This is a genomic window from Ensifer sp. CCNWLY38, assembly GCF_037120565.1.
Lineage (GTDB): Bacteria > Pseudomonadota > Alphaproteobacteria > Rhizobiales > Rhizobiaceae > Ensifer > Ensifer adhaerens_H.
The window spans coordinates 1-24,683 of sequence record NZ_JBBBBO010000003.1 but is presented as its reverse complement, the minus strand read 5'-3'; the positions used below and the strand labels follow the sequence as shown (position 1 = coordinate 24,683).

Annotated in this window: 18 protein-coding genes and 1 pseudogene; 5 read left to right on the top strand and 14 right to left on the bottom strand. The window is 62.9% G+C overall.

Annotated elements, in window-relative coordinates; translation table 11 throughout:
- Positions 1–56: 56 nt before the first annotated feature.
- Entirely contained in the window at positions 57–1,619 is a 1,563-nt protein-coding gene (locus tag V7S54_RS07210; protein WP_065376752.1) for a D-aminopeptidase, read from the bottom strand.
- 97 nt (positions 1,620–1,716) lie between these two features.
- Entirely contained in the window at positions 1,717–3,435 is a 1,719-nt protein-coding gene (locus tag V7S54_RS07205) for an ABC transporter ATP-binding protein (RefSeq protein ID WP_065376753.1), read from the bottom strand.
- Between the two features lie 351 nt (positions 3,436–3,786).
- Here V7S54_RS07205 and V7S54_RS07200 point away from each other — a divergent pair, with 351 nt between their 5' ends.
- Positions 3,787–4,068, top strand: coding sequence for a DUF6074 family protein (locus V7S54_RS07200; protein ID WP_234793188.1), 282 nt, complete (start codon positions 3,787–3,789; stop codon positions 4,066–4,068).
- A gap of 10 nt (positions 4,069–4,078) precedes the next feature.
- On the opposite strand, the gene V7S54_RS07195 is transcribed toward V7S54_RS07200, so the two are convergent.
- The 3 genes from V7S54_RS07195 to V7S54_RS07185 all read right to left on the bottom strand — a co-directional run bounded on the left by V7S54_RS07195 (position 4,079) and on the right by V7S54_RS07185 (position 8,105).
- Positions 4,079–5,299, bottom strand: coding sequence for an adenylate/guanylate cyclase domain-containing protein (locus V7S54_RS07195; protein WP_065376755.1), 1,221 nt, complete (start codon positions 5,297–5,299; stop codon positions 4,079–4,081).
- Between the two features lie 68 nt (positions 5,300–5,367).
- Positions 5,368–7,434 (bottom strand): FAD-binding oxidoreductase, encoded by a 2,067-nt coding sequence (locus tag V7S54_RS07190; protein WP_065376756.1) that lies wholly within the window; start codon positions 7,432–7,434, stop codon positions 5,368–5,370.
- A gap of 59 nt (positions 7,435–7,493) precedes the next feature.
- Positions 7,494–8,105: a glutathione S-transferase family protein gene (locus V7S54_RS07185; protein ID WP_065376757.1), complete on the bottom strand. Its 612-nt coding sequence runs from the start codon at positions 8,103–8,105 to the stop codon at positions 7,494–7,496.
- A 146-nt stretch (positions 8,106–8,251) separates the two neighbouring features.
- Between V7S54_RS07185 and V7S54_RS07180 the strand changes: the two genes are divergently transcribed.
- Entirely contained in the window at positions 8,252–9,145 is an 894-nt protein-coding gene (locus V7S54_RS07180) for a LysR family transcriptional regulator (RefSeq protein WP_065376758.1), read from the top strand.
- Positions 9,146–9,276: 131 nt separating this feature from the next.
- Here the strand turns inward: V7S54_RS07180 and V7S54_RS07175 are convergent, their stop codons facing one another.
- The 3 genes from V7S54_RS07175 to V7S54_RS07165 form a co-directional block, all read right to left on the bottom strand.
- Positions 9,277–10,080, bottom strand: coding sequence for a LytR/AlgR family response regulator transcription factor (locus V7S54_RS07175; RefSeq protein WP_065376759.1), 804 nt, complete (start codon positions 10,078–10,080; stop codon positions 9,277–9,279).
- Positions 10,077–11,171 carry a sensor histidine kinase gene (locus tag V7S54_RS07170; protein WP_065376760.1) on the bottom strand — a complete coding sequence of 365 codons (1,095 nt, stop codon included), beginning with the start codon at positions 11,169–11,171 and terminating at the stop codon, positions 10,077–10,079. The genes V7S54_RS07175 and V7S54_RS07170 overlap by 4 nt, the downstream gene beginning before the upstream one ends.
- Positions 11,172–11,328: 157 nt before the next feature.
- On the bottom strand, positions 11,329–12,429 hold the full coding sequence (locus V7S54_RS07165; protein ID WP_234793189.1) for a sensor histidine kinase: 1,101 nt from the start codon (positions 12,427–12,429) through the stop codon (positions 11,329–11,331).
- 201 nt (positions 12,430–12,630) lie between these two features.
- Here V7S54_RS07165 and V7S54_RS07160 point away from each other — a divergent pair, with 201 nt between their 5' ends.
- Both V7S54_RS07160 and V7S54_RS07155 read left to right on the top strand, forming a co-directional pair.
- Complete coding sequence (locus V7S54_RS07160; protein ID WP_336408067.1) at positions 12,631–15,753, top strand: autotransporter family protein; 3,123 nt, start codon at positions 12,631–12,633, stop codon at positions 15,751–15,753.
- Positions 15,753–16,292 carry an invasion associated locus B family protein gene (locus tag V7S54_RS07155; protein ID WP_234793190.1) on the top strand — a complete coding sequence of 180 codons (540 nt, stop codon included), beginning with the start codon at positions 15,753–15,755 and terminating at the stop codon, positions 16,290–16,292. Before V7S54_RS07160 ends, V7S54_RS07155 begins: the two co-directional genes overlap by 1 nt.
- A 41-nt stretch (positions 16,293–16,333) precedes the next feature.
- Here the strand turns inward: V7S54_RS07155 and V7S54_RS07150 are convergent, their stop codons facing one another.
- Positions 16,334–18,127, bottom strand: a complete 1,794-nt coding sequence (locus V7S54_RS07150; RefSeq protein ID WP_442892542.1) for a PAS domain S-box protein — start codon at positions 18,125–18,127, stop codon at positions 16,334–16,336.
- Positions 18,128–18,329: 202 nt separating this feature from the next.
- Entirely contained in the window at positions 18,330–19,088 is a 759-nt protein-coding gene (locus V7S54_RS07145) for a sulfite exporter TauE/SafE family protein (protein ID WP_336408065.1), read from the bottom strand.
- Between the two features lie 241 nt (positions 19,089–19,329).
- Between V7S54_RS07145 and V7S54_RS07140 the strand changes: the two genes are divergently transcribed.
- The gene (locus V7S54_RS07140) at positions 19,330–20,673 is read left to right on the top strand and encodes an aminotransferase-like domain-containing protein (RefSeq protein ID WP_065376764.1); all 1,344 of its coding nucleotides are present in this window, start codon (positions 19,330–19,332) and stop codon (positions 20,671–20,673) included.
- 39 nt (positions 20,674–20,712) lie between these two features.
- On the opposite strand, the gene V7S54_RS07135 is transcribed toward V7S54_RS07140, so the two are convergent.
- The 4 genes and pseudogenes from V7S54_RS07135 to V7S54_RS07120 form a co-directional block, all read right to left on the bottom strand.
- Positions 20,713–21,177 carry a MaoC family dehydratase gene (locus V7S54_RS07135; RefSeq protein WP_336408064.1) on the bottom strand — a complete coding sequence of 155 codons (465 nt, stop codon included), beginning with the start codon at positions 21,175–21,177 and terminating at the stop codon, positions 20,713–20,715.
- A gap of 42 nt (positions 21,178–21,219) precedes the next feature.
- Complete coding sequence (locus V7S54_RS07130) at positions 21,220–22,830, bottom strand: DHA2 family efflux MFS transporter permease subunit (protein ID WP_336408062.1); 1,611 nt, start codon at positions 22,828–22,830, stop codon at positions 21,220–21,222.
- A 151-nt stretch (positions 22,831–22,981) separates the two neighbouring features.
- Positions 22,982–24,184: an HlyD family secretion protein gene (locus V7S54_RS07125; protein ID WP_336408061.1), complete on the bottom strand. Its 1,203-nt coding sequence runs from the start codon at positions 24,182–24,184 to the stop codon at positions 22,982–22,984.
- Positions 24,185–24,578: 394 nt separating this feature from the next.
- A pseudogene (locus V7S54_RS07120) lies at positions 24,579–24,683 on the bottom strand (hydrolase); the annotation flags it as partial.

The following is a 24,683-nucleotide window of genomic DNA, read 5'->3' as shown; positions in this document are numbered from 1 at the left end:
GTCATGTGCGGCCCATCGCCGTACCCCTGCTTGATCCGGTCGCTTCGACCGCGGCTTCAGCCGATCTTCGTGTAGTCGATCCGCCGGGCGAGCCAGCAGCCGATGGTGAGGCCGGCCACGTTGCCTTGCTGGTCGCGTCGGACAAGCAGGGTCCAGTCTCCCGGTGCCGGTGCATCCATCGAGCGCTTGCAGCGAAGAAGCCAGACGTCTTCGGCCAGCGGTCGCAGGGCGTGCATCGCGCCGGTCCCGAGCGAACCGTCGAAGCCACCGTAGAAGACACCATTGGTGGAAGCGATGTCGAGATGGGCGTCGAGTTCCGCCGAATGGTAGCGGCCGGCGATATCGGGAAGCGCCGTTCCGGAAATGCGGTCAGCGTTCACCGTCAGATTCTCGCGAGGCCGTTCCATGCGGAGCGAGGCGCCTTGCGCGGTCAGCGTCACTGCGGCCGAACGGGCGCTGCCGTCGGCGCTGACGGAAAGCGTTTCGGGAGAGGTCGCAAACCGCAGTTCGACGCGGGACGATCCGGTGGGCCTGGTGACAAGCGCGAGGCCCGTTTCCGCATCCAGAAAGCTGCCGCTGCCCTTGGCGTTCCAGCTTCCGGATGTGGTCTCGGTATCCTCGTGGCCGAGGGCGATCTTCATCAGCGCGACCGCCGCCGCATGGGCATCGCCTTCGTGATTGAACATCACCACGACCGATAGGCGCTCGGCCGGTGTGTAGAGCCTGCGGCAGCGAAAACCGCGAAGCGCACCGCCATGGCCGCTGATGACGGCATCGCCGATCATTTCGTGTGCGAGGCCGAAGCCGTAGGGTGCCGGGCGGCCATCGGCATAGGTCTGCGGTGCAGAAAGGCGGCGGTAGAGCCCGTCCGCATCGTCACGCGTCCCGTCGATGAAGCACTCCCAGGCCAGCATGTCGTCAAGTGATGCGGAAACACCGGCGTCACCCGCCCAGTAGATGCGGTTCAGCGCCTCGAAATAGCCTGTCGTCTCGTTGCCCTCGTAGCCGACGATGCCGTCCGGCGGCAGGCCCGTATCCGGAGTCAGGGCGGCGGTCTGCATGGCCGCGGGATCAAAGACGGAGCGCTGATAGAGTTCCGCCATCGAGCGGCCGGTATGCTCCTCGATGAGATCGGCGAGAATGCGGAAATTGCCGTTGGAATAGGAATAGCGGGTGCCGGGCTCGAAGTGTGTCGAGCGCGCCTTGGAGAGCAGCGGGCGCGCATCCTCGCGGCGGAAGACGCCGTCGTGGCTAGCGCCCTGCAGCACCGTCAATGCCCAGTAGTCGCGAAGTCCCGACTGGTTGTGGCAGAGATGGGCAGGGGTCGGGCGCTTGCCTTCGAGCAAGGGGAGATAGGCGTCGAACGCACGATCGAGCTTCTCGGGATCGCCGACCGTATCCAGCAGAACGGCGCAGGTCAGTTGCTTGGTGATCGAGCAGATCGGTATCCGCGTCGCCATCGTCATCGGCTTGCGGGCCCGCAGGTCGGCATAGCCCCAGGCGTGACGAAAGAGGACCTCGCCGTCTCTCACCACGCCGGCAACGCCGCCCGGCCCGGGGTAGTGCTGCGGCAAGGCTGCGATGGCGCGTTCGAGGACGGAAAGATCAGAAGTGTTCATGGCGCTGAAGGATCTGTCGGACGGAGGGTAGGGGCGTTGTGTTCCGTTCGTATCGCCCCCTCCTTCCGCATGCAATGCCTGCGGCTCCGCGGCCGCGTCAGCCGGCGCCTGCCTGAGCGTGATAGAGGCGGCTATAGGCACCCTTGGCGGCGAGCAGCGTTTCATGCGGCCCTTGTTCGCGAATGCCGCTGCCGTCGACGACGACGATGCGATCCGCATCGCGGATCGTTGCCAGCCGATGCGCGATGATCAGCGTCGTCCTGCCCTTGGAAAGTTCGGCCAGCGACTGCTGGATCGCCCTTTCGGTTTCGGTGTCGAGCGCCGAGGTCGCCTCGTCGAGGATGAGGATCGCCGGGTTCTTCAGGAACATGCGGGCGATCGCCAGCCTCTGCTTCTGCCCGCCGGAAAGCTTGACGCCGCGCTCGCCGATCACCGTGTCCATGCCGTCCGGCAATGCCTCGATCATGCCGTCGAGCTTGGCGCGCCGCGCGGCATCCAGGATGTCCGCTTCACTGGCGCCAAGCCGGCCATAGGCGATGTTGTCGCGAATGGTGCCGGCAAAGAGGAAGACATCCTGCTGCACGATGCCGATCTGGCCGCGCAGCGAAGACAGCGTGATGTCGCGGATATCGGTGCCGTCGACGGTGATCGAACCTTCGCTGACCTCGTAGAAGCGCGGCAGCAGCGAGCAGATCGTCGTCTTGCCGGCGCCGGAGGGGCCGACGAAGGCGATCGTCTCGCCGGCATGGATCGTCAGGTCGATGTTCTGGATGATCGGCTTCTCGGCGCTATAGCCGAACGAGACACCGCGATAGGTGATGTCGCCCTTGAGGCCGGAGACGTCGGCAGCACCCGGCCGGTCCTCGATATCGGGTTCGGTTTCCATGAGTTCGAGGAAGCGTTTGAAGCCGGCAATGCCCTTGGGGTAGGTCTCGATGACCGAATTTATCTTCTCGACCGGACGGAAGAACACGCCGACCAGCAGCAGGAAGCTGACGAAGCCGCCGTTCGTCAGTTCACCCGTCAGCACGAAGTAGCAGCCGGTGATCATGACGATCAGCTGCGTCAGCCGCATGCTCATATAGCTGAGCGACGTGCTCGCGGCCATGATGCGATAGGCTTCGAGCTTGGTGCGGCGATAGTTCTGGTTGTCGGTCTCGAACAGGCTGCGCTCATGCGCTTCGTTGGCGAAGGCCTGCACCACCCGCATGCCGCCGACATTCTCCTCGATGCGGGCGTTGAAGTCACCGACACGGCCGTAAAGGCTGCGGAAGTTTCGGGTCATCCGCCCGCCATAGCGGCTGGTGACCCAGGCGGTCATCGGCACCACGGCAGCCGTGATCAGCGCCAGCTGCCAATGCACCATCAGCATCAGCAACAGCGCGCCGATGAAGGTCATGATCGCTATGAACAGGTCCTCCGGCCCGTGGTGGGCGACTTCGCCGATTTCCTCGAGGTCCTTCGTCAGGCGTCCGACCAGATGGCCGGTCTTCTGGTTGTCGAAGAACGAGAAGGAGAGCTTCTGCAGATGGTCGAAGGCCATCCGCCGCATGTCCGTCTCGATGTTGATGCCGAGCATGTGACCCCAATAGGTAACTGTCGCCATCAGGCCGGTGTTGAGCAGATAGACGAGCAGAAGGCCGGCCGAGGACAGGAGGATCAGCGTCCATTGCTGGCTCGGCAACAGCTGGTCGACGAACAGCTTCACCGCGATCGGGAAACCGAGTTCGAGCAGGCCGGACAGTACGGCGCAGGAGAAGTCGAGAATGAACAGGCCGCGATAGGGGCGGTAAAACGCGAAGAAACGCTTGAACATGCACGTGCACTCACTGGGGGGCGGCGACCAAGGGTCAGCAGAAATATGATTTCCAATGTCATGTTTTGTGCCGGAAACCAACCCAGAAAAGCGGAAAACCGTGTCGTGTGTTTGACGGGGCCGACATCTTCCGTCTCGCAAAGGATCAATCCGCGCTTGGCGGCGTCGGCGGGAAGGAAACGTTAACTATAAGCTTCGTAGAACAGGAATCACCAGAGTGCTTCGCCTTCGATTGGGGACATCGGAGGCATCTGAGGTGCTCGATATCGACAAGCGTAGGGCGTCTTCAAGCGTTCGCGTCAACGTACGAAGTTCCAGGGGGCGAATGAGACGATGGCAGGCAATCAATCAATGAAAGCCACGGAATCCGATGTAAGCACGATCGTTCCGTTTCCAGTGGCGAGGAGATTGACCGCCATCCGCACCGCTGCCGCCGAGCTCGAGGACCTGCATGGCGCCGAAGCGCTGCAATTCTGGCGCCGCCGTTGCCGCGCCCTTGCCGACGAACTTCTTGCCTGCGGCTGCTCGGAAGACGAGGTACGCCGGCAGGTAATGGACTTCCAGGGTGAGGTTCAGGCCGAGCTGCAGCACCGCCACCTCTCGCGTGTCTCTCAAGGCGTGATGAGCCAGTAACGGCGCCTTTTCAATTCACCGGCAACTCCGGATCCCAGGTGAACAGTTCCTTTGCCCGGGCGATGCCGCGCAGCGCGAAACGACCCAGCGACACCGCATGAACCTGATGTTCCGGCGGGCAGGCCTCGACGAAATCAGAGGACATGATCATGTGCCGCTCGACCGAACGGCACATCGATGAAATGCGGCTCACTTCGTTGACGGCCGGGCCGACGACGGTGAAATCAAGCCGCGTCTGGCTGCCGATATTTCCGTAGAAGACTTCGCCGATATGGAGGCCAAGATAGACGTCGGTCGTCGGCTTGCCCTCCTCCTGCCGGCGTGCGTTGAGCTCGGCGAGCATGCGGCGCAGCTGCCGTTCCGCCGCGATCGCGTTGGCGCAGGCGGTTGCCGGATCGTCGGCGTTGAAGATCGCAAGCACGCCGTCACCGATGAGCTTCAGCACGCTGCCGCCGTGGTCGTGAACGGCGGTGATTACGGTTCCCGAATAGTCGTTGAGGAGCGGGATGATCTCGTCGGGGGCGGCGGTGTCCGAGATGCGCGTATAGCCGCGCAGATCCGAGAACCACATGACCGTTTCGATACGTTCCGCCGAGCCGCGGGCAATGCTGCCCTTGACGACGCGCTGGCCGGCATCGGCGCCGAGATAGACGTCTGCGAGCGTGCTGATGATGCGCACGCATGAGCCGGCCTTCACCGCAAGCGCAAGGGTCGGCAGCAGAATCCGGAGCGCAGCAATGTCATCCTCGCTGAACCCGCTGTCGCTCCGCGTGGTCCAATAGGAATAGAAACAATCCATCTCGCCGACGCGGCCCTGGTCGGTGAAGTGGTGGATCATGCTGACGCAGTCGGTGTGACCTTCGCCTTTCAGCTTGTCCAGGATGTTGTAGGTGGTGCCTTCATCCGCGGAGAGCCGGATGCGGCGTTCGGCCGTCCGGTCGCACAGCATGTGGTAGAAGATCGAGTTCTGCCAGTTGAGCAGCGCTTCGCCCGTCGTCGTCGAGCCATACTGGATGACTTCCGGCGTGATTTCGCTTTCGTCGTTCCACTGGAATGCGCGGCCCTCGAATTCGGGATGCAGGGTGTCGATCAGCCCGAGCGCGCGGGCAAGGTCAAGACCGGCTGCACGGCATTGCTCGCAGAAGCCGGCAAACAGCTCTGGCTCGTCCAGTCCCTTCAGGCCCTGTTCGGAAAGCCAAAGCACGATATCGCGTATCTGTTGGTCGTTCATGGCGCATCCCGCTCGGTCGACGTCGACTGCCTGATGATGTGGTGCATCATCAATAGCCGAACCAGAGCTCAGAGCGAAAGATGCAGTTTGCGTTCCTCGCCTTCCGCCGGAACGGCGCAGCAGATCAGCGCCTCGCCCTCTGCCACCGGGAAGGAGGGCTGCGACGGGTAGGTCACCTTGCCCTCGAGCACCGGCGTTCTGCAGGAGCCGCAACTGCCGTTGCGGCAACCGTATTCCGGCGTCAGCCCGCGTGCTTCGGCGAGGTCGAGAAGATTGCTGTCGCCCGGCTGCCACCGGGCCTCCTTGGCGGATTTCGCGAAGACGACGTGCACGGGAGCGCTGGCGGGCGGTGGCATGATCGGCCCAGCACCGCCATCCGGCCGCCGGGTCAGCGACGAGAGCCCGAAGGCCTCCGCATGGATGCGGGCATCGGCCACATTGAGCCCGCGCAATCCTTCATAGAGCGACTGCGTGAAAGCCGCTGGGCCGCAGAGATAGAAGTCGTAGTCGTCGAAGGGCAGGGTGGACTTGAGGTGGCTGATATCGATCCGGCCGCCGACGTCATAGTCTTGCCCTTCGGTCGCGGTCTCCGGCTGGCTTAGCGCGCGTATGAGGCGGATGTTGCCCTGGCCTTCCGCGACCAGAGCGGCGATCTCCCGCTCGAAGGCCCGTTCGTCCCGGGAACGCGCGGCCTGGAAAAGCCAGGTTGGGCGTGTGCGGCGCTTGCGGCGCCCCTCGTGGACGATGTGCTGCAGCATGGCCATCATCGGCGTGATGCCGACGCCGGCGCCGATCAGCACGGCCGGTCGCCGCTCGGTGCCATCGATCGTGAAGCTGCCGGCCGGCGCGCGCGCCTCGATCCGGTCGCCGGGTTTCAGCCCGTGCAGGTATTGCGAGACGGTGCCGTCGTTCTTGACACTGATGCGATAGAGGGCGTCGGTCGGGGCGGACGAGAGCGTGTAGCTTCTGACAAGAGCCTTGCCATCTGCGTCTGTCCTCACCCGGATCGGCAGGTGCTGGCCGGCCTGGTGTGCCATGAGGCCGACGTCGTCGTCGGGCGCGAGGTAGAGCGAGCGGATCGTCGTGCTCTCCTCTTCGACGCGCGCCACGCGAAAAGGGCGCCACGCCTCGGCAAGGGCCGCGGCCTGCAGGCGTACCTTCGCCTGTCCCCAGTCGCCCGTTGTCAGCAGGCTGGGCGACCAACCGCCATCCTCGAAAGCCCAGCGAAGCGGCAGACCATCCCGGCGATAAACGACCTGTTCGGGCCGGAACCGCCACAGGCGTTCTGCGCCCTGGAATGCGGCGACTTCGGGCGAAGACAGGATGACCTCGGCGCTGCCGGTCAGCTGCAGCATGTCGCCGGTCGCAAAGTCGACGAACAGCAGGCCGGCGCGCGGATTGACCATGAAGTTGCCGAGCGTGTTGAAGAACAGATTGCCGGAGAAATCGGGGATCGTCAGAACGTCGTCTTCGCCGATTTGCACAAAGCCGGCCTTGCCGCCGCGATGGGAGACATCGACCTGCCGTTCGCCGGTATCGCGGTCGACATAGGAGGCGACGAAGAAGGTGTCGGCATTGGCGATGATCGCCCGGGCGCGATCGTCGAGGGCCGCGTAGCGGACCGGCCGTTCTGCTGACGGTTCGTGCGGTTCACGGGAAAAAGCGAATTGCCGAAGCTGGATATATTGCGGGCAGTTGCCGAAGCTCTGGCGCACGCGAATGGTGAAACCGTCGTCGCCGTCGCGCAGGATCGCGCCGTTGAGCCGGTTTCGGCGCCGGGTTTCGAGCTGGATGCCGAGCATACCGATCGAATGTGCGTCGCCCATGCCGGCATCCGCCGGATCATCTGGATCACGGGGCAGCCGTACGTCGAGGGTCCAGGCGTCGGGCGCCTGCATGAAGCCGGGGGCCGCCGCGCGCATCGTCGCCCAGACGTCACCCTTCGCATCGATCGCACCGAAGACGGCGAAGGGCAGCATCGGGAAAAACTGCTGGTGCTGCTCGGGCATGAAGCTGCGGACGAAATTGCGCCCCGTCGCATCCATGCGTTCGACGACGCCAAGACTGCGCTGGATGGCGAGTTCGCCTTCGTGCCAGGGAGAGTCCGGCCGCTTCTGTTGTGCATTGTCCGGCATGATCTGAAACCTCGTTGGGGTGAGGCCCGGGGCAGTGTGGCCGCCCCGGGGCCGGTTCGTCAGGCGGCGAGGCCGACTGCAGTCTTCTGGAAACCGACGAAGCCGGGCAGACGCTCGATCCGGGTAAGCCAGGCCCGGACTTGCGGGTAATCGGAAAGATCGACATTGCCCTCGGGCGCGGCAGAAACGTAGCTGTAGAGGGAAACGTCGGCGACGGTCGGCCGGGCGCCGAGCAGGAAGTCGCGGCCGCTCAGTTCCGCATCGATCTGCGCCAGCACGCGATGGGCCCGGGCGATGGCCTCTTCCGCCCGCAGGTTGGCACCGAACACGGTGACGAGCCGGGCAGCCGCCGGACCGAAGGCGATGTCGCCGGCAGCAACCGAAAGCCACTTCTGCACCCTGGCGGCCAAAGCCGGATCTTCCGGCAGCCAATCGACGCGGCCGAGCTTCTTGGCGAGATAGACGAGGATGGCGTTGCTGTCGGCAACGACGGTGCCGTCGTCATCGAGGACCGGAACCTGGCCGAACGGGTTGAGCTTCAGGAACTCCGGCTCCTTGTGCGCCCGGGCCTTGAGATCGACGTCGACCAGTTCGTGCGGTACGCCGAGCAGCGACAGGAAGAGCTGAGCCCGGTGCGAGTGGCCGGACAGCGGATGGCGATAGAGTTTCATGGGAGATGTCCCTCGAAGAGCATGAGAACCGTCGCGGCCCTCCGACGGTTCGGGATGAACCGCCTTCGAGATCAATCTATGACTTTCCATTTTTTGGCAGTAGACTGCGGGAACGATAGACTGATTCCCGTTTTTTGGAAGGAAAGATGGATCGCCTCGACGCCATGGGGGTTCTGCTCGCCGTCATCGACAGCGGCAGCCTGTCGGCTGCCTCACGGCAGCTCAAGATGCCGCTTGCCACAGTCAGCCGGAAGGTCTCGGAGCTTGAGGCGCATCTGGGCGCCCAGCTCATCACTCGCACAAACCGCAAGATTCTCTTGACCGAAACCGGCCGCTCCTATGTGGAGGCCGCCAAGGAGATCCTGGCGCGGGTCGAGGAGGCGGAAAGGGTGGCCGCCGGCGAATACAGCGCGGTCAAGGGCGACCTGACGATCTCTGCCCCGATCGTCTTCGGTCGCCTGCACGTTCTTCCCGTCGTCGTGGACTTCCTGAAGGCTCATCCTGAGATCGACATGCGGCTTGCATTGGGCGACCGGTTTGCCAATCTCGTCGACGACCATATCGACTTGGCACTTCGGATCGGCAACCTTCCCGATAGCAACCTGGTGGCGACAAGGCTCGGCTCAGTCCGCCGCGTGGTCTATGCAAGCCCCGGCTATGTCGCGCAGCACGGCGCGCCCGGGCATCCGAACGAACTCGCCGAGCACGACTGCATCACCTTCGAAAACGTCACGGCCGCCCATGTCTGGCGCTTCCTCGACGATGGGCGCGAACTGGCGGCCCCGATCCGGTCGCGGCTGATCGTCAACACGGCGGAATCGGCTGTCGATGCCGCCATCTCCGGCCTCGGCCTGACGCGGGTGCTCTCCTATCAGGTGGCACGTCCGGTTTCGGAAGGGTTGCTCGTTCCGTTGCTGGAGGTGTTCGAACACCCGCCGCTTCCGGTCCAGCTGGTCTATCTCCCGCAGGGTCTCGTGCCGATGAAGCTCAGGGCCTTCGTGGATTTTGCGGTGCCGCGGCTGCGCGGCGTTTTGCGCTAAAGCGCGTCGCGATCGTTCAGTTTCGCTCCTTGCGCTTTAAGTTTTAAATATTTCGCATGTCGTTGTCGCAAAACCGCTGCGCACTTTTGCGCGCATGCTTTAGCCGCGGATCCGGCGTCCCGGTTAGGCCCTCAGTCCGCTTGCGGGCGCTCGCCGGTGGTCGGCCGGATATGGCGCGCATAGGTTCGCCCGACGCGAATTTCGCTGCCGTCGGAGAGAAGGGCGATGAGGGCTGCAAAGGGGGCCTGCTTCAGCCCCACGATACAGTCGCGGCGCACGATCGAGCTGCGGTGAAGCCGCAAAAACTCTGCCGGATCGAGCCGGCTTTCAAGCGAAGCCAGGCTTTCGTGATGCAGATAGGATCGGCCTTCGATGTGGATGCGGACATAATCGCGCTCCGCCTGGAAACGCACGACCCGGTCGAGCGCGATCCGAACGAATTCTCCGCGGGATTTGATCCAGAGATCGGCCGACTGGGTTTCGTGTTTGCGCAGCGCCTGTCTCAGCGCCCGCACGGTTTCGTTGAGTTCCAACACACGTTCGGTGCTCGTTCGCGCCGCGATCGCCACGCGTGCCCGCTCGATTGCGGTGCGCAGGCGGTTCGCCTCGATCGGCTTGGTGACATAGTCGACGGCGGCCGCCTCGAAGGCGCGAAGCGCATAGTGATCGAAGGCGGTCACGAAGACGACCGCGGGCGCGTTGCTGCCCACTTGCTCCAGGATGTCGAAGCCGGTGCCGCCAGGCATCTGGATATCGAGCAGGATCACGTCCGGCTGCAGCTCGGCGATGAGACTGCAGGCCTGCTGGACATTGCCGGCCGTCCCCAAGACCTCGACCCCTGGCATCGCGCCGAGCAGGCGCAGCAAGCGGCGTCTGGCGAGCGGTTCATCGTCGATGATGAGGATCGAAAGGGGGACTGTCTGGATTTCGTTCATGCAAGCCTCAGGGGCATTGTAATTGCGGCTCGGAAACGCCTTGGCGTCACGAGCCCGGATACACAGGCCCCGACCCCCGGAAACCGCGCCTGGACGCGATCGGCGACATTCTTGAGGCCGATCCCGGTGCCGGAGGTCTGGCGCCGCCCACTATCGGTCCCTGCGGCGATATCGTTCTCGACGGCAATCTCGAGCGACTGACCGACCTTGGCGGCGCTGATGACGATCTCGACCTGTTCAGGCGAGCGGCCAACGCCGTGTTTGACCGCGTTCTCGATCAGGGGCTGCAGGATCAGGCTTGGCACCAGTGCCTCTTCCAGGCCGCTGGCAATGTTCATCCTGAGTTTCATCCGGTCGGAATAGCGCTCGCCTTCGATGTGAAGGTAGCCGGCTTGCAAGGCCAGTTCATCCGCCAGCCGCACGTCGTGCAAAGGATCGAGCTCCAGGGTCGTACGCAGAAAGTTGGAAAGCGACATCACCATGCGGGTCGCGGCAACGGTCTGCCCTTCCTCGATCAGCCCGGTGATGGAGTTCAGCGTATTGAACAGGAAATGCGGATTGACCTGGTAGCGCAGCGCGCGCATTTGCGCAGCCAGTGCTTCCTCGCGCGAGATCGCCAGTCGCCGTTCGCGCTCACGCAGCTCGAAGCTGTAGAGCAGCGCGACGAAGAAGAACGACCACCCGACGAAGGTCGCCATGCTGTAGACGAGCGTGTAACCGGTATTCGTCCAGTCGACCGTGATCGGGTCGGGACGCACGAATAAAACATAGAGCAGGAAGTCGATGCCGGTATTGGCAAAGGCGGCAATGAGAGAGGTCGAGAATCCAACGACGATCTTGGTGGCGATATGCCGGTGCCGGACGCGAAACATCGTCGCCGCGATACCGTAGGAAAGAACCATGCCACAGGACATCAGCAGCAATTTGCCGGGGGCAGACACGATCGGATCGATCCCGAGTATACCCCACAGGATACTGCTGATGAGGAATTCCACGAACCAGTAGAGAAAACCGAGCCAGAGCGTCGCGCGCCGCACGCTGGCGATATGGGCGCTTTCGTCCACTGATTTGGCTTCATCCTCTGGTTTCATTCCATTTTTATGGTTCAAGCGGGCGCCGATGTCGATTGCCGTTCGTCGGCGATTTCAAGCGGTTTGCAGAAAGCCGCGGCGCTTCCTGCGCGATTCTGTGCCGTTTGCGGAATGTGGGTGCCTGTTGGCTTTGCCGGCTTGCCGTTTCGACGGCGGCTTAGGGTCCAGCTATCCGCAGGGGCATGGTGATGGATGCGCGAAAACGTTGCGGCGCCACGAGCCCGGATATGAAGGCGCCCATCTCCGGGAACCGTGCATTGATGCGGTCGGCGACGTTCTTGAGCCCCGTACCGGTGCCGGTTGGCCTTTTGGCGCTCAACTGCGGCCCGGCCGTCAGGTCGTTTTCGACCGAAAGCTCGAGGGTTTCGCCACGGCGCGCGGCCGTGATGAGGATCTCGACCGCGCCGGCTGAACAGCCGACACCATGTTTCACGGCGTTCTCGATCAGCGGCTGGAGTATGAGGCTCGGCACGAGCGCCTGCTCAAGCCCGGGTGCGATGTCGAGTTTGACCCGCATACGGTCGGAGAAACGCTCGCCCTCTATGTTCAGATAGCCGAGCTGCAGCGCCAGTTCGTCGGCCAGACAGACGTCCTGCATCGGGTCGAGTTCGAGCGTGGTGCGCAGGAAGGAAGAAAGCGAAAGCACCATGCGACCGGCCACCGTCGAAGCCCCCTCTTCGATCAGACCGGCAATCGAATTCAAAGTGTTGAACAGGAAATGCGGATTGACCTGGTAGCGCAGCGCCCGCATCTGCGCCGCCAGTGCCTCCTCGCGTGTCACGGCGAGGCGGCGCTCGCGCTCGCGCAGCTCGAAATTGGCGAGAAGCGCGATGTAGAGAAACGCCCATCCGTGGAAGAGCGCCGTACAGTAGATGATGGTGTAGCCAACATTGGTCCAGTTGATGTCGCCCGGGTCGCCATGTTCGATCAGGCCGTGGCAGAGGAAGTCGATGCCGGCATTGATGGCTGCCGCCACGAGCGACAGGGCCGAGCCGAGCAGAAGCTTGAAGAGAATGGACCTCTCCCTAAAGTGAAAGAGGATCGCCGCCATTGCATAGGACATCAGCGTCCCGTTCAACATCAGGATCAGGGTGATCGGCGCGATCTTGATCGGGTCGTATCCGAGGATCGCCCACAGCGCGCTGCTGATGACGAACTGCATGAATTGATAGAGGAAGCCGAAGGAGAGCGTTGCCCGGCGAACGCCCGCGACATACTCTGCTTCATCCGCCGAAATCGTGCCATTTGTTCGCGCCATGCAAGGCTTTATCCGCGAAGTCGGCAAGCTTGTCGATTGACGCTCGTCGGCGAAATCACGCCGTTTGCAGAAAGCCACAGCCCTTCAGCGCTGCAATTTGCCGTTTGCAGAAAGCCGAATTCTCCCCCTTCGCGGGCTTGCTATAGCCGGCCCATGACCGCGCTTTCCCGGCGTCACCGTTCGCCTGGGAGTTGTGCGCCCATGAATGCAAAGGAAAAGGGGCAGACATTGAATATCTGTGCGAAGGCGGACGTTTCGAGGATCAACCTTCTGAGTTCGACAGCGCTTGGCCGCGTCGGTCTTGTCTCGATGATGCTGGCGGCGATGCCGCTCGTACCGTCGCCGGCAAAAGCGGCCGGACTGCTTGTTCCAAACGATGAGACCTGGTCCAGCGACCATACGATCAACGGCAATCTCGTGATCCGCGGCGGTCCCGCCGGCGCCACGCTGACGATCAACAATGGTGCCGTCGTCAAGAGCCTCAACGGCTACATCGCCGACGGGAGAGGCTCCGTCGGTACGGTCGTGGTCTCCGGTTCCGGATCGACCTGGGACATTGTCGATGCCAATCCGAACGGTTACCGCGTGCTTTTTGTCGGCGGTTTTGAGGGGGGCATCTACGGCGGCAAGGGCACTCTGATCGTCGAGAACGGCGGCAAGGTATCCGCCAAGGAGACCCATGTCGGCGCTCTGCAGGAGGGCGACGGAACGCTCGTGGTGCGCGGCGCCGGCTCCATGCTTGCCACCGACTATCTGGGTGTCGCCGACGGCGCCCTGACGCTCAACACGGCTGCGGTCAGGATCGAGAACGGCGGCCTCATCAACTCCAAGACGGCCTACTTCGAAAACGGCACGGTTCTGGTGACCGGTGAAAATTCGCGTTGGGTCAACACCGGAGAGTTCACGGTCGGCGACAGCCTCACGATCGAAAACGGCGCCGTGGTCTCGACCAACACCGCCGTGCTGCGCGAGGATGAGAGCGTCGACACCATTCAGGTCTATGTCGATGGCGCCGGCAGCGAGTTCAAGGTCGCCGACAAGCTGACGATCGGCGAAGCCGGAAGGGTCAACCTTTCCGTCGCCAACGGCGCCAAGCTTTCGGCTGGCGGCGGCATCGTGCTTTCCGATATCGGTGGCGTAAGCAACGAAGGCATGGGCAACCTGACGATTGGCGGCAAGGTCGACCTGAACAATATCGCTGAGCCACGTGCTCGGCAGGCGCAGGCGGCAGGCACGGTCGATCCGTCGACGAAGATCGATTTTGGCCCGCGGAAGGGCTACGTCAATTTCAACCACACGAACACGGGTTATGAGTTTGCCAACACGCTCGTCGGCAAGGGCACGATCAGCAATTTCTCCGGGGAAACCATCGTCAACGGCGACCTGACGAAGTTCAACGGCAAGGTGAACGTTTCTGGTGGCAAGCTGGTTCTGAAGAGCAACCTCGACACGATCGACAACGACCCGGATAACGGCCCCTTGGACTACAGCGAGACCCGGTTCGAAGTGAGCGGTGGTACGTTGATCGTCGATGGTGAGACGGGACGGGTACAAGGTGATCGCTTCTATACCAATGAGGTGAATGTGTTCGGCGAGATGAACCGCATCCGCGATCCGAACTCGACCTCTTTCGGTAGGCTCGGCGGCTCCGGCACGGTTGGCGACACATACATCGACTCCAAGGCGATCATTTCGCCCGGCAACAATTCCACCGGCACTTTGACGATCATGGGTCGACTGGATATGGCGACGGGTTCGATCTACGAGGCGGATATCGCCGGTGACGGCCGCTCCGACCGGATCGTCGTCAAGAGCATAGGTACTAACGAAAACACCGGTATCGCCAGGATCGGCAGCGGCACGAATGTTCAAGTGACGGCGCTCGACGCCAACACCAGTTACAAGACCGGCCAGACCTACACCATCCTGACGGCCGATCGGGCCATCGAAGGACAGTTCGCCGAAGCGATCTCGAAATCGGCCTTCCTGGAGGTCTCCTTGGACCAGAGGGAGAAGCAGGTCGATCTCAAGATCAAGGTGAAGAACGGCGGAACGAAACCGGGTGAGGAACCGAAGCCGGGCGAACCCAAGCCCGGCGAGCCAAAACCCGGCGAGCCAAAACCCGGTGAACCGAAGCCCGGTGAACCCGAGCCCGGCGTCTTCGAAGGCGAAGCTGCCACCGGCAATCAGCGGCAGACGGCACTGGCACTGAACACGCTTGCCCAAAGCGGCCCGTCGCTCGGACTCTACAATGCGCTCATCCTGCAGGACGGCGATGCCGCGCGCCGCGCCTTCGACCTTCTGTCCGGCGAAGTCCATGCTTCGGCGCAGACGGCGCTGATCAACGACAGCAGCCTGCTGCGCAATGCCGCCAACAACCGCATTCGCGACGCTTTCGGCGATGTCGGCGCCGCGAGCGTTCCGGTTCTTGCTTACGGCCCTGAGGACAAGATCACGACCGGTGCCGTCGCCGCCGTCAACGCCGTTCCCGCCGCGCCGCCGGCGATGGTCGGCTGGGGCCAGGTGTTCGGCTCCTGGACCAATACCGACGGCAACGGTAACGCCGGCAGCCTCGATCAGTCGACGGGCGGTTTCGTCACTGGCTTCGATGCGGCAGTCTCGGACAATGCGTTGATCGGCATCATGGCTGGCTACAGCCGGACGAACTTCGACGTCGACAGCCGTGCCTCCAGCGGTGACAGCGACAACTACCACCTGGGCGTCTATAGCGGCGGTCGCTGGGGCGATGTCGCGCTCAGGTCCGGCCTTGCCTACACTTGGCATTCGATCAACACGTCGCGCAGTGTTGCCTTCCCGGGCTTCACCGATCAGCTGAAGGCCGACTATGATGCTGGGACGTTCCAGGCGTTCGGCGAAGTCGGCTACCGCATCGACTTGCCTGATGTGGCGCTCGAGCCCTTTGCGAACCTCGCCTATGTCAGCCTGCACACCGACGGCTTCACCGAGCGCGGTGCCGCGGCCGCCCTGTCGAGCAAGAGCAACACGACCGACACGACGTTTACGACGCTCGGCCTGCGCGCTTCCGCTCCGCTCAGCCTCGGCGCGACAGATGCGAAGGTGCGCGGCATGCTCGGCTGGCAGCATGCCTTTGGCGACACGACGCCATTCTCGACCATGGCCTTCGGCACGGGCAGCGCCTTCTCGGTTGCCGGTACGCCGATTGCCGAAGACGCGGCGATCATCGAGGCCGGCATCGATTTCGCGCTGACCGGCAATGCGAGCCTTGGCGTCACCTACACCGGACAGTTCGGCTCCGGCACGACGCAGAATGCGGTCGATGCCAAGCTTGACGTGCGCTTCTGATGCGCCGGCTCGTCTGGCTATCGACAGTGCTGATGGCGACCTTCGTCGCCATCTCGCCGCTTTACGGAGAGGACGCGGCGGCCGGGAAGGCTGCCGCGCCCTCTCAGCTTTCCGAAACCTATGAGGACTGGAGCGTCGCCTGCGTCGAGGCCGAGGGCAAGAAGCATTGCATCCTGTCGCAGCAGCAGTTTCACAAGAGTGGCCAGCACGTGCTGACGCTCGAGCTTCGGCCGGCTGAAAACGCCGGTCTGGCGGGGAGCCTCGCGCTTCCCTTCGGCCTCTACCTGGAAAAGGGCGTGAACCTCGGCGTCGATGAGGCGACCGGCGGCAAGCCGACGCCATTCCGCACCTGCCTGCCCATAGGCTGCATCGTGTCGTTGACCTTTACCGAGGGGACGGTCGCGTTGCTGCGCAGCGGAACGGCCCTGAAGATCGGTGCCTTTGCGAGCGATACGGAAAAGAACGTGACGTTCTCCGTGTCGCTCAAGGGATTTGCCGCAGCATTGGATCGTGTGCTTGTGCTCTCCGGCAAGGCGTAAGCCGCGACCGGGCGCGATACTTGGGGGTTACCAATGCGCCGTTAGGGTGCGGTGGGTTCGTCCCACCCACTTTGCAGGGCCGCGTCGACCGAGCACACCAGGCCCGTGGGATGGTAGCTGATCTCCACCTGGCCATTCAGTTCGGCAGCCAACAGGGTTTGAATCAGGCGCGAGCCGAATCCTTTGCGCGATGGCTGCTCTACCAACGGCCCGCCGGATTCCTGCCAGCGCAGCGTCAGCCGGGTCGGTGTGCCGGTCTGGAGCGACCACATGATGGAGACCCGTCCGTTCCCGGTCGAAAGTGCGCCGTATTTGGCGGCGTTCGTGGCGAGCTCATGCAGCGCCAGGGACAGCGATACGACCATCCGCGGCGGAACCTGGATCGGCGGGCCGGAAACGACGAACTTCTCCTGCGAGTAGGGGGAGATCGCCTGGTCGATGATCGCCTTCAACTCCGCCCGTTCCCAGTTGCCATGGGTGAGCAGGTCGTGCGCCCGTGCCATCGAAACCAGCCGCGCTTCAAAAGTCTGCACCTCTCCGGCGTCCGTCCTGTCGCTGCGACCAAGAGTCTGCCGGGCAATGGCCAGGACGGTTGCAAGCACGTTCTTGACGCGATGGTTCAGTTCGCCGACCAGGACGGTCTGAAGGCGCTCCGCCTCTTTCCGCACGGTTATGTCGTGGGCCAGTTTCGAGGCGCCGACGATGCTGCCATAGGCGTCATAGATCGGCGAAACGCTAAGCAGGACTTCGACGCTTCGACCGTCCTTGTGCAGGCGTTTGGTCTCATATGGCTCGACCTTGAGACCCGCGCTGACCTGCCTGAGGATTGCGGGTTCTTCGTCAATCCGGTCTTCGGGAACCAGCGTCATGACGGAGCGGCCGACCATTTCCTCGGCCGAATAGCCGTAGAGCCTTTCGGCCCCGGCGTTCCAGGTCGTGATCCTCATCCTGAGATCGATGCCGAGAATGGCGTCGTTGGAGGATGCGATGATGGCCGCAAGGCGACGTTCGACCTCCTGGGCCCGCTTGCGCTCGGTGATGTCGACGATGACGGCGGCCGCCTGCCGAAAATTGCCGCGCTCATCGCGAAGCGCGGAGACCGAACTCGTCACCCAGACAAGACTGCCATCCTTGCGCAGATAGCGCTTCTCGATTTCGTAGCTTTCGCCGGTGCTCGCCATCGTCTTGAACAGGCGAGCGCTTTGGGCGACGTCTTCGGGAAACGTGATGTCGTGCATCCGCATCGTCAGCAGTTCGGCTTCGCTATTGCCGACGATTTCGCAGAACCGATTGTTGACCAGGAGGAAGCGGCCCGTCAGGTCCATCTGGCAGATGCCGGCGGCCGACTGCGAGAAAATGGCGCGAAGCCGTTCTTCGTTGGCTTGCAGCGCGCTGTCGAATTTCACGCGTTCCGTCGTTTCGTTGACGATGCAGAACACGCCTCGAACCGTCTGTTCCTCGTCCCGGACGGGCGAATAGGAAATATCGAAGTAAGCCGTTTCGGGATAACCGTGTCGCTCGATGCAAAAGGGACGGTCCTTCGCGACCACCGTCTCGCCGCGTTCCAGCACGCGTCGCAACAGAGGTTCGAGGTCGCTCCAGAGTTCACCCCAGTTTTCGCGCGCCGGGCGCCCCAGCGCGCGAGGGTGCTTGTCACCGATGGTCGGCGCATAGGCGTCGTTGTAGAGAGCCACGAATTCTTCGCCCCAGAACATCACGATCTGCGCCTGCGCCGGCAACATGATGTCGACCGCAGCCGCCAGACATGGCGGCCAAGCCTCCATGGGGCCGAGCGGGCTGTCGTCCCAGCGGTAAGACTGGATCAACCGACCCATCTCTCCCGCTGCCGTGAAAGGGGCGCTGCTCTGCAGGGTGAGGTACCTCGCTTGAATGGCCAGAGCACTTCAACCCTTTGAGAAACTTAGGTCAATACGCAAAGTGAAAAGCTTTGCAGGCGCAGCTTGCGCAATATGCCCATAGCGCCGAGACGCTTCTCGGCCGTACCATCTCTTTTGGGTGACCTGGCAATGCGGGCGATTAGACGAGAAAGCCGGAAACGCCGTCCCACAACAGCTTCAGCGCGACCAGGACCAGCAAACCATAGCAGGCGCGATAGACCTGCCGCTGGTCGAGCCTACCCTGGAGCCGCCAGCCCAGCGTAACGCCGCTTGGAATGGCGAGCAGGCAAATCGCCATCAGCACTCCGAGATCGGCGTTTGGCTTCGCCAGGAACAGCCACGGCAGGGCCTTGGTTGCATTGCCGATGGTAAAGAAAAGGCTCGTCGTTCCCGCGTAGACCTCCTTACTGAGACCGAGCGGCAGCAGATACATCGCCAGCGGCGGTCCGCCCGAGTGGGCGACCATCGTGGTTATGCCTGAGGCGAGACCGGCAGAAATCGCCTTCGGGGTCGAGCGTGGGCGCGCCGTCACCTCTGCGCCCCTTGCCAGCCACAGGCCGACGAAGAGCAGGGTCGTCGCCGCCATCACGATCGCAACGGTGCGGTGATCGAGAAAGCGGAACAGGAGATAGCCGAGCGCGATGCCAATCATGAGCCCCGGAAGCAGCAGCACGAGGTCGGGACCAGACCAGGTGGTGCGCTTGAAGTAGCGCAACCCATACAGATCCATCGCGACGAAGAGCGGCGCGAGAAGGCCGCCCGCGGTGACCGGGTCCATCACTACCGACAGCAGCGGAATGCCGACTATGGAGAATCCGCCGCCAAACGCCCCCTTCATGAAGCAGATCAGGAATACCCCGGCAAAGGCGACCAGGATCGTCGGGACGGTCAGTTCCATCGGAGTGCCTCCGCATTCGCGCGCACCTTGAACGCGACAGCGGTCGGTAGGTTGAGAAATACAGGCATTGTCTCGTTTCCAGCCCTTGCTCCGGGCGTGCGATGCCGCCAGCCCGAGCGCGCTTCGAAAAGAGCGCTCGGGCCTGCGAAACCGTCGTGGTTCCGGGCGAATGGGATTTGATGAGAATAGAATGTTCCGATATAATTCTCGGTGCAATTGAAACATTGTACTCGGTGCAATAATGTCGAGATCGGAATACCTGAAGCTTGCCGACACGATCGCCGCGGAAATCGCGGACGGGACGCTCAGGCCGGGCGACCGCCTGCCGCCGCAGCGCAGCTTTGCCTATGAACGCAAGATTGCCGTATCCACGGCAAGCCGCGTCTATGCCGAGTTGTTGCGCCGCGGTCTGGTTGTCGGCGAAGTGGGCAGGGGCACCTTCATCTCCGGGGAGGTGAGACGTGGCGTGGCGGCGCTCACAGAACCGCGTGGTATCCGTACCGACTTCGAGTTCAACTATCCGATCTTGCCCAACCAGACAGCGCTTATCGCAAGAAGCCTGGAGGGGTTGGCTGCTCCTGCCTTGCTCGACGTTGCATCGCGCCAGGCGATCAGCATCGGAACGCCGGCGATCAGAAACATCGGAGCTGCACACCTCTCCAGGGGTGGCTGGTCGCCCAGTCCTGATCACCTCGTTTTCACCGGCAATGGCCGGCAGAGCATTGCTGCGGCTCTCGCGGCTGTCGTTCCGGCGGGTGGTCGCTGCGGTGTCGAGGCTTTGACGTATCCCTTCGTCAAGGGCATTGCCGCTCGGCTTGGAATTGCATTGGTACCGCTTTCGATGGACGAAGGCGGGGTGCGGCCCGATTCCGTTGAAAAAGCGCATCGCGAGGCGCATCTCTCGGCCATCTACATCCAGCCGGCGGTCCAGAATCCGCTGGGCGCGACGATGAGTGAGGCGCGCCGGGCCGATCTTCTGCGGGTGGTCGAGATGCTTGATCTTCCTGTTATCGAAGACAATGTCTATGGGTTCCTTGACGACGAGCCGCCGCTTGCCGCGCTCGCGCCGGATCGCTGCATTGTCGTCGACAGCCTCTCCAAGAAGGTGGCGCCCGGCCTGGCGCTCGGCTTCATCGTGCCGCCCGAGCGGCTACGGGAAAGTGTGATCGCCTCTGTGCGTTCGGGTGGATGGACCGCGACGGGATTTGCCTTTGCGGCGGCCGAGCGGATGATGGCCGATGGCACCGTTGCCGCGCTCATGACGATGAAACGCCTCGATGCGCAGGCGCGGCAGAAGCTGGCCGCCGCTCATCTCCATGGCTTCGAGGTCAAGGCCAACCCAAAGTGCTACCATCTCTGGCTGACGCTGCCGGCGCATTGGCGTTCGCAGACGTTCGTTGCGGCTGCCGCCAGGCGCGACATTGCATTGACCCCGTCGACGACCTTCGCGATCACGCCGGGCCACGCACCCAACGCGGTCCGGCTCGCGCTGGCCAGTCCGGCGATGGATCAGCTCGACATTGGCCTCAGTACGCTGGCGGCGCTGCTGAACTCTCGGGAGGACGATTTCGTCTCGACGGAATGAAGGTCGCCCGCCCTTGCATCTATTCGGACTAAATCGGCGTCAACCCGCCGCTTTTCGCTGGAGGACGAGTTTGGCCTTCAGGTTCTGCACCACCTCACCGTGCTGGTTGATGGTGCTGCTGAGAACGACGGCGATGCCTCGATCAGGCTTCGAGCGGGAAGGTATGATCTCCACGACCTCGCTTTCCACATGCAGCGTGTCTCCGGGGCGCGTTGGAGCCGGCCAGTTGATTTCTCCGCCTGCGCCAACGAGACCACCGGCAAATGGCAGGCCGGTCTCGACATTGAGGCGCATCGTGATGGCGGCGGTGTGCCATCCGCTTGCAGCCAGACCCCCAAAGAGCGTGTCCTTGGCCTTCGCCTCGTCGATGTGAAAAGGCTGCGGGTCGAACTGTATAGCGAAAGCCTTGATCTGTGCTTCGTCGATCGTGTGGGTCCCGCTTGTAAAGCGTTGGCCCACAAAGAGGTCGTCCAGAAAGAGACGACCGGGCGTCAAACTGTTCATAACCTGCCTCCTCTGAGTGCACGTCTTTTGACCTGCAGGCTTTCAATGGGCGCCACCCGCACCTGCGCCGCCAAGCTGGATCTTCCGGGTGAAAAGCAGGGCGATGGCGGCGAGCGCCAACACAGTGCCGATCACCGCGAAGGTATCACTGAACCCCAGGATAAGCGCCTGGCGGCGAACCGTCGCGCCGATCACTGCGATCGCCTTGTGTTGTGCAACGGCGGCGTCGGTTACGCCATGCGTCATGAAGTGCTGGGTCAGATCGCTGATCCGGTCACGGACCGCATCGCGGGAAAGCGTGACGGACTGGCCGATGATGTTGGAATGGAACTGCTCCCGCTTGGTCAGCACGGTCGCGAGCGTGGCCGTTCCAACGGCGCCGCCGAGATTGCGCAGCATGTTCGACAGGCCGGAGGCGGCGGCCGCGTCTCCAGGTGCTATGCCGGCGGTCGTGATCACCGTGATCGGCGTCAGCACCAGTGCCTGGCCGATGGCACGCACGATATTGGGCACGAAGAACTGGTCGCCGGCGCTGTCGAGCGAGAGCGTCGTGTTCATGAAACAACTGGCTGCGAAGATGCTGATGCCGACGAAGCCGACGTAGCGCGCGTCGAACCGCTTCATCAGTGCCGGCACGAGCGGAATGATGAGGAGCTGCGGCAATCCGGTCCAGGCCAGCACGAAGCCGATCTGCTCGGCATTGTAGCGCTGCACCTGACCCAGATATTGCGGCAGGATGTAAACGGTGCCGAACAGCGCCACGCCGACCAGCACATTGACGAGAACGCCGACGCCGAAGTTGCGCTGCTTGAGCAGGCGTAGCTTGACCAGCGGCTTTTCGACCTTGAGCTCGATGATGACGAAGGCGGTCAGAAACACGGCTGCGATCAAGGCGAGCTTGACGATGAACGGTGACTGGAACCAGTCGTCCTTGTTGCCCTCCTCAAGCACGGTCTGCAGAGCCGAGAGCCCGATCGCCATGGTGACGATGCCGGCCCAGTCGCCCTCCTTGAGCAGAGACAATTGCATCGGCTTCTTCTCGAGCGTGAAATAGAGCGTAACCACCATGATGATGCTTGGGGGCGTGTTGACGAAGAAGATCGACTGCCAGCCATAGTTCTCGGTGAGGTAGCCGCCGATCGTCGGGCCGATCGCCGGCGCGAAGGTGACGGACAGGGCGAAGAGTGCCAGTCCGAACGGCTGCTGCGCCTTGGGCAACCGGGTCAGGATCATCGTGAAAGCCATGGGGATGAGCACGCCACCCGCAACGCCTTGCAGACCGCGCAGCACGATCATCGAGCCGAGGTCATGGGCGAAGGCGCAAGCCGCGGAAAAGATCGGGAATAGGATCGCATTTGCCAGGATGTAGCGCCGGAACGAGAAGACGCGGCTGAAGTAGTCGGTAAGGGGGATCACCACGATCTCGCCGATCAGATAGGAGGTCGATATCCAGGCGCCGTTGTCGACGCCGGTGCCGATCCCGCCCTCGATGTCGAGCAGCGAGGCGTTGGTGATCTGGATGTTCAGGATCGCCATGAAGGCGCCGATCAGGCCGGCGAGCACCGCGATCCATGCCGTCGTGCTCGCCTTTTCCGATGGCGCCGCAGCGGCCGGCAGCGAGCCGGGCGCAACCGTTTCAGCAATGGTGGACATAACACCCTCCTGCCTTGTCTGGCTGGTGAGATGGGCGCCTAATCGCCCCCTAGAGCATCCCGCTCTCAAGTGGAATCACTGGAAGCGGAAAGATGCCCTGGATTCAAAATTCTAGAGCGCCCTTTGTGCGTGCACTTGAACGCACGGCGCTCTAGTAGATCTTGTCCGACTTTGACGCGACCTCAGTCGCCGTCGGGTTGGTGTCGATGGTCGGGTAGACTGACATGCCGGGCCGCAAGGTCACCGATCGTGGGGTTCCGCGGTCGAGCACGATCTTGACCGGGATGCGCTGCACCACCTTGGTGAAGTTCCCCGTCGCATTGTCCGGCGGCAGCAACGCAAATTCCTGGCCGCTCGCCGGCGCGATGCTGTCGACGTGACCCTCGAAGACCTGCCCCGGGAAGGTGTCCACTTCGACCGTCACCTTCTGGCCGGGAAAGACGTCGGTGAGCTGGGTCTCCTTGTAGTTGGCGACGATGTAAGCCGCCTCCGTCGGGACGACCGCCATCAGTTGAGTGCCGGCCTGCACATATTGACCGACCCGCAGGGTGCGGTTGCCGATCACGCCATCGATGGGGGCGGCAAGAGCGGTGTAGGAGAGGTTCAGGCGGGCCTGGTCCTGCGCCGCCTTGGCGCTGTCGAGTGCCGCCTTCGCCTGGGCGACCTCGGCCCTGATCACGTCGAGCTGCTTGGTTTCATTGGCAAGTGCCGCCGTGTCACGCGTTACCGCTGCACGCGCCGCCGTGATGCGCGAGGCCGCCTGCTGGGCATTCTGGATGGTGCCGAAGCCCTGTCTGGCGAGCTTCGAATAGCGTTTGTCGTCCTGTTCGGCAAAGGTCTGGTCGGCCTTGTCGGCCTCGACAGTCGCCCTTGCCGCGTCGATCGCGGATTGCTGAGCCACCAGGGCCGACTGCTTGTTGGCGATGTTGGCTTCGGCTGCCTCAACCTCGGCAAGGGCCCGTTCGAGGCTCACCTTGAAATCGCGGTCATCGATGCGGGCGAGGACCTGTCCTGTCTTTACCCGCTCGTTGTCGGCCACGAGCACCTCGGCGATATGGCCGGAGACCTTGGGTGCAATCGTCGTGCTGTCAGCCTTCACATAGGCGTCGTCGGTCGACACCTGGAAGCGGCCTGTCGTCCAGTACCCCCACCCGAAATCGGCCGCAGTCGCCAGGGCCGCGACGGCCACGGAGGCGAAGAACAGGCCGCGCAGCCACCGCTTTGCCGGCATGTTCGCTGCTGGCGCTACGGCAGGCGGGATTGCAGGCAGTTCCTCGGGGAGCCGAATGGTCGGCATTGTCTCCGCGGTCGGCGCGGGCTTCTCGATGATGGCGATTGGCGTGTGTTGGTTCATGGCCGGTTCCTTTCCCCGGTGTGGCGGGGCGGTCCAAAACGCCGTTCGCCAAATTAGGAAAACTATTGTTTTCTAAAATGCGCGCGAGAGGCCGGGTTGTCAATCGAATTTGGAAAGCAGTTGCATTCCTTAATGACAAAGTCGCAATCGAGCGCCCGCGACGGGGCTTGCGACATGAGGTGACCCAAGATGCATCACCACCGCAAAGCCCTAGCCGACGTCCTGCTGCTGCGCGATCCCTGGCCGCAGAACCAAGGCGGACTTGCGCCCCAGATGACGCTTCCTGCCTCTTCTTCTGAGGATGACATCGCATAAACGGAGAGGCCGGCCCCTGCGGGGCCGGCCTTGCCATTCATGCCGAAGCGATTGTGGATGTTCGCTGGTCGGACCGGGATCACTTCGCCGGGTTCGGTCCGATCGTGTTGCCGTGGCGGACGCGTTCGTCACCCTTGTGAACCATGGTGACGGCGTAATCGATGCCCATGCCGTAGGCGCCGGA

Excerpts from the sequence above, each read along its gene's own strand:
- V7S54_RS07210 (WP_065376752.1), bottom strand. The coding sequence starts at position 1,619 with ATGAACACTTCTGATCTTTCCGTCCTCGAACGCGCCATCGCAGCCTTG.
- V7S54_RS07205 (WP_065376753.1), bottom strand. The coding sequence starts at position 3,435 with ATGTTCAAGCGTTTCTTCGCGTTTTACCGCCCCTATCGCGGCCTGTTC.
- V7S54_RS07200 (WP_234793188.1), top strand. The coding sequence starts at position 3,787 with ATGAAAGCCACGGAATCCGATGTAAGCACGATCGTTCCGTTTCCAGTG.
- V7S54_RS07195 (WP_065376755.1), bottom strand. The coding sequence starts at position 5,299 with ATGAACGACCAACAGATACGCGATATCGTGCTTTGGCTTTCCGAACAG.
- V7S54_RS07190 (WP_065376756.1), bottom strand. The coding sequence starts at position 7,434 with ATGCCGGACAATGCACAACAGAAGCGGCCGGACTCTCCCTGGCACGAA.
- V7S54_RS07185 (WP_065376757.1), bottom strand. The coding sequence starts at position 8,105 with ATGAAACTCTATCGCCATCCGCTGTCCGGCCACTCGCACCGGGCTCAG.
- V7S54_RS07180 (WP_065376758.1), top strand. The coding sequence starts at position 8,252 with ATGGATCGCCTCGACGCCATGGGGGTTCTGCTCGCCGTCATCGACAGC.
- V7S54_RS07175 (WP_065376759.1), bottom strand. The coding sequence starts at position 10,080 with ATGAACGAAATCCAGACAGTCCCCCTTTCGATCCTCATCATCGACGAT.
- V7S54_RS07170 (WP_065376760.1), bottom strand. The coding sequence starts at position 11,171 with ATGAAACCAGAGGATGAAGCCAAATCAGTGGACGAAAGCGCCCATATC.
- V7S54_RS07165 (WP_234793189.1), bottom strand. The coding sequence starts at position 12,429 with ATGGCGCGAACAAATGGCACGATTTCGGCGGATGAAGCAGAGTATGTC.
- V7S54_RS07160 (WP_336408067.1), top strand. The coding sequence starts at position 12,631 with ATGAATGCAAAGGAAAAGGGGCAGACATTGAATATCTGTGCGAAGGCG.
- V7S54_RS07155 (WP_234793190.1), top strand. The coding sequence starts at position 15,753 with ATGCGCCGGCTCGTCTGGCTATCGACAGTGCTGATGGCGACCTTCGTC.
- V7S54_RS07150 (WP_442892542.1), bottom strand. The coding sequence starts at position 18,127 with ATGGGTCGGTTGATCCAGTCTTACCGCTGGGACGACAGCCCGCTCGGC.
- V7S54_RS07145 (WP_336408065.1), bottom strand. The coding sequence starts at position 19,088 with ATGGAACTGACCGTCCCGACGATCCTGGTCGCCTTTGCCGGGGTATTC.
- V7S54_RS07140 (WP_065376764.1), top strand. The coding sequence starts at position 19,330 with ATGTCGAGATCGGAATACCTGAAGCTTGCCGACACGATCGCCGCGGAA.
- V7S54_RS07135 (WP_336408064.1), bottom strand. The coding sequence starts at position 21,177 with ATGAACAGTTTGACGCCCGGTCGTCTCTTTCTGGACGACCTCTTTGTG.
- V7S54_RS07130 (WP_336408062.1), bottom strand. The coding sequence starts at position 22,830 with ATGTCCACCATTGCTGAAACGGTTGCGCCCGGCTCGCTGCCGGCCGCT.
- V7S54_RS07125 (WP_336408061.1), bottom strand. The coding sequence starts at position 24,184 with ATGAACCAACACACGCCAATCGCCATCATCGAGAAGCCCGCGCCGACC.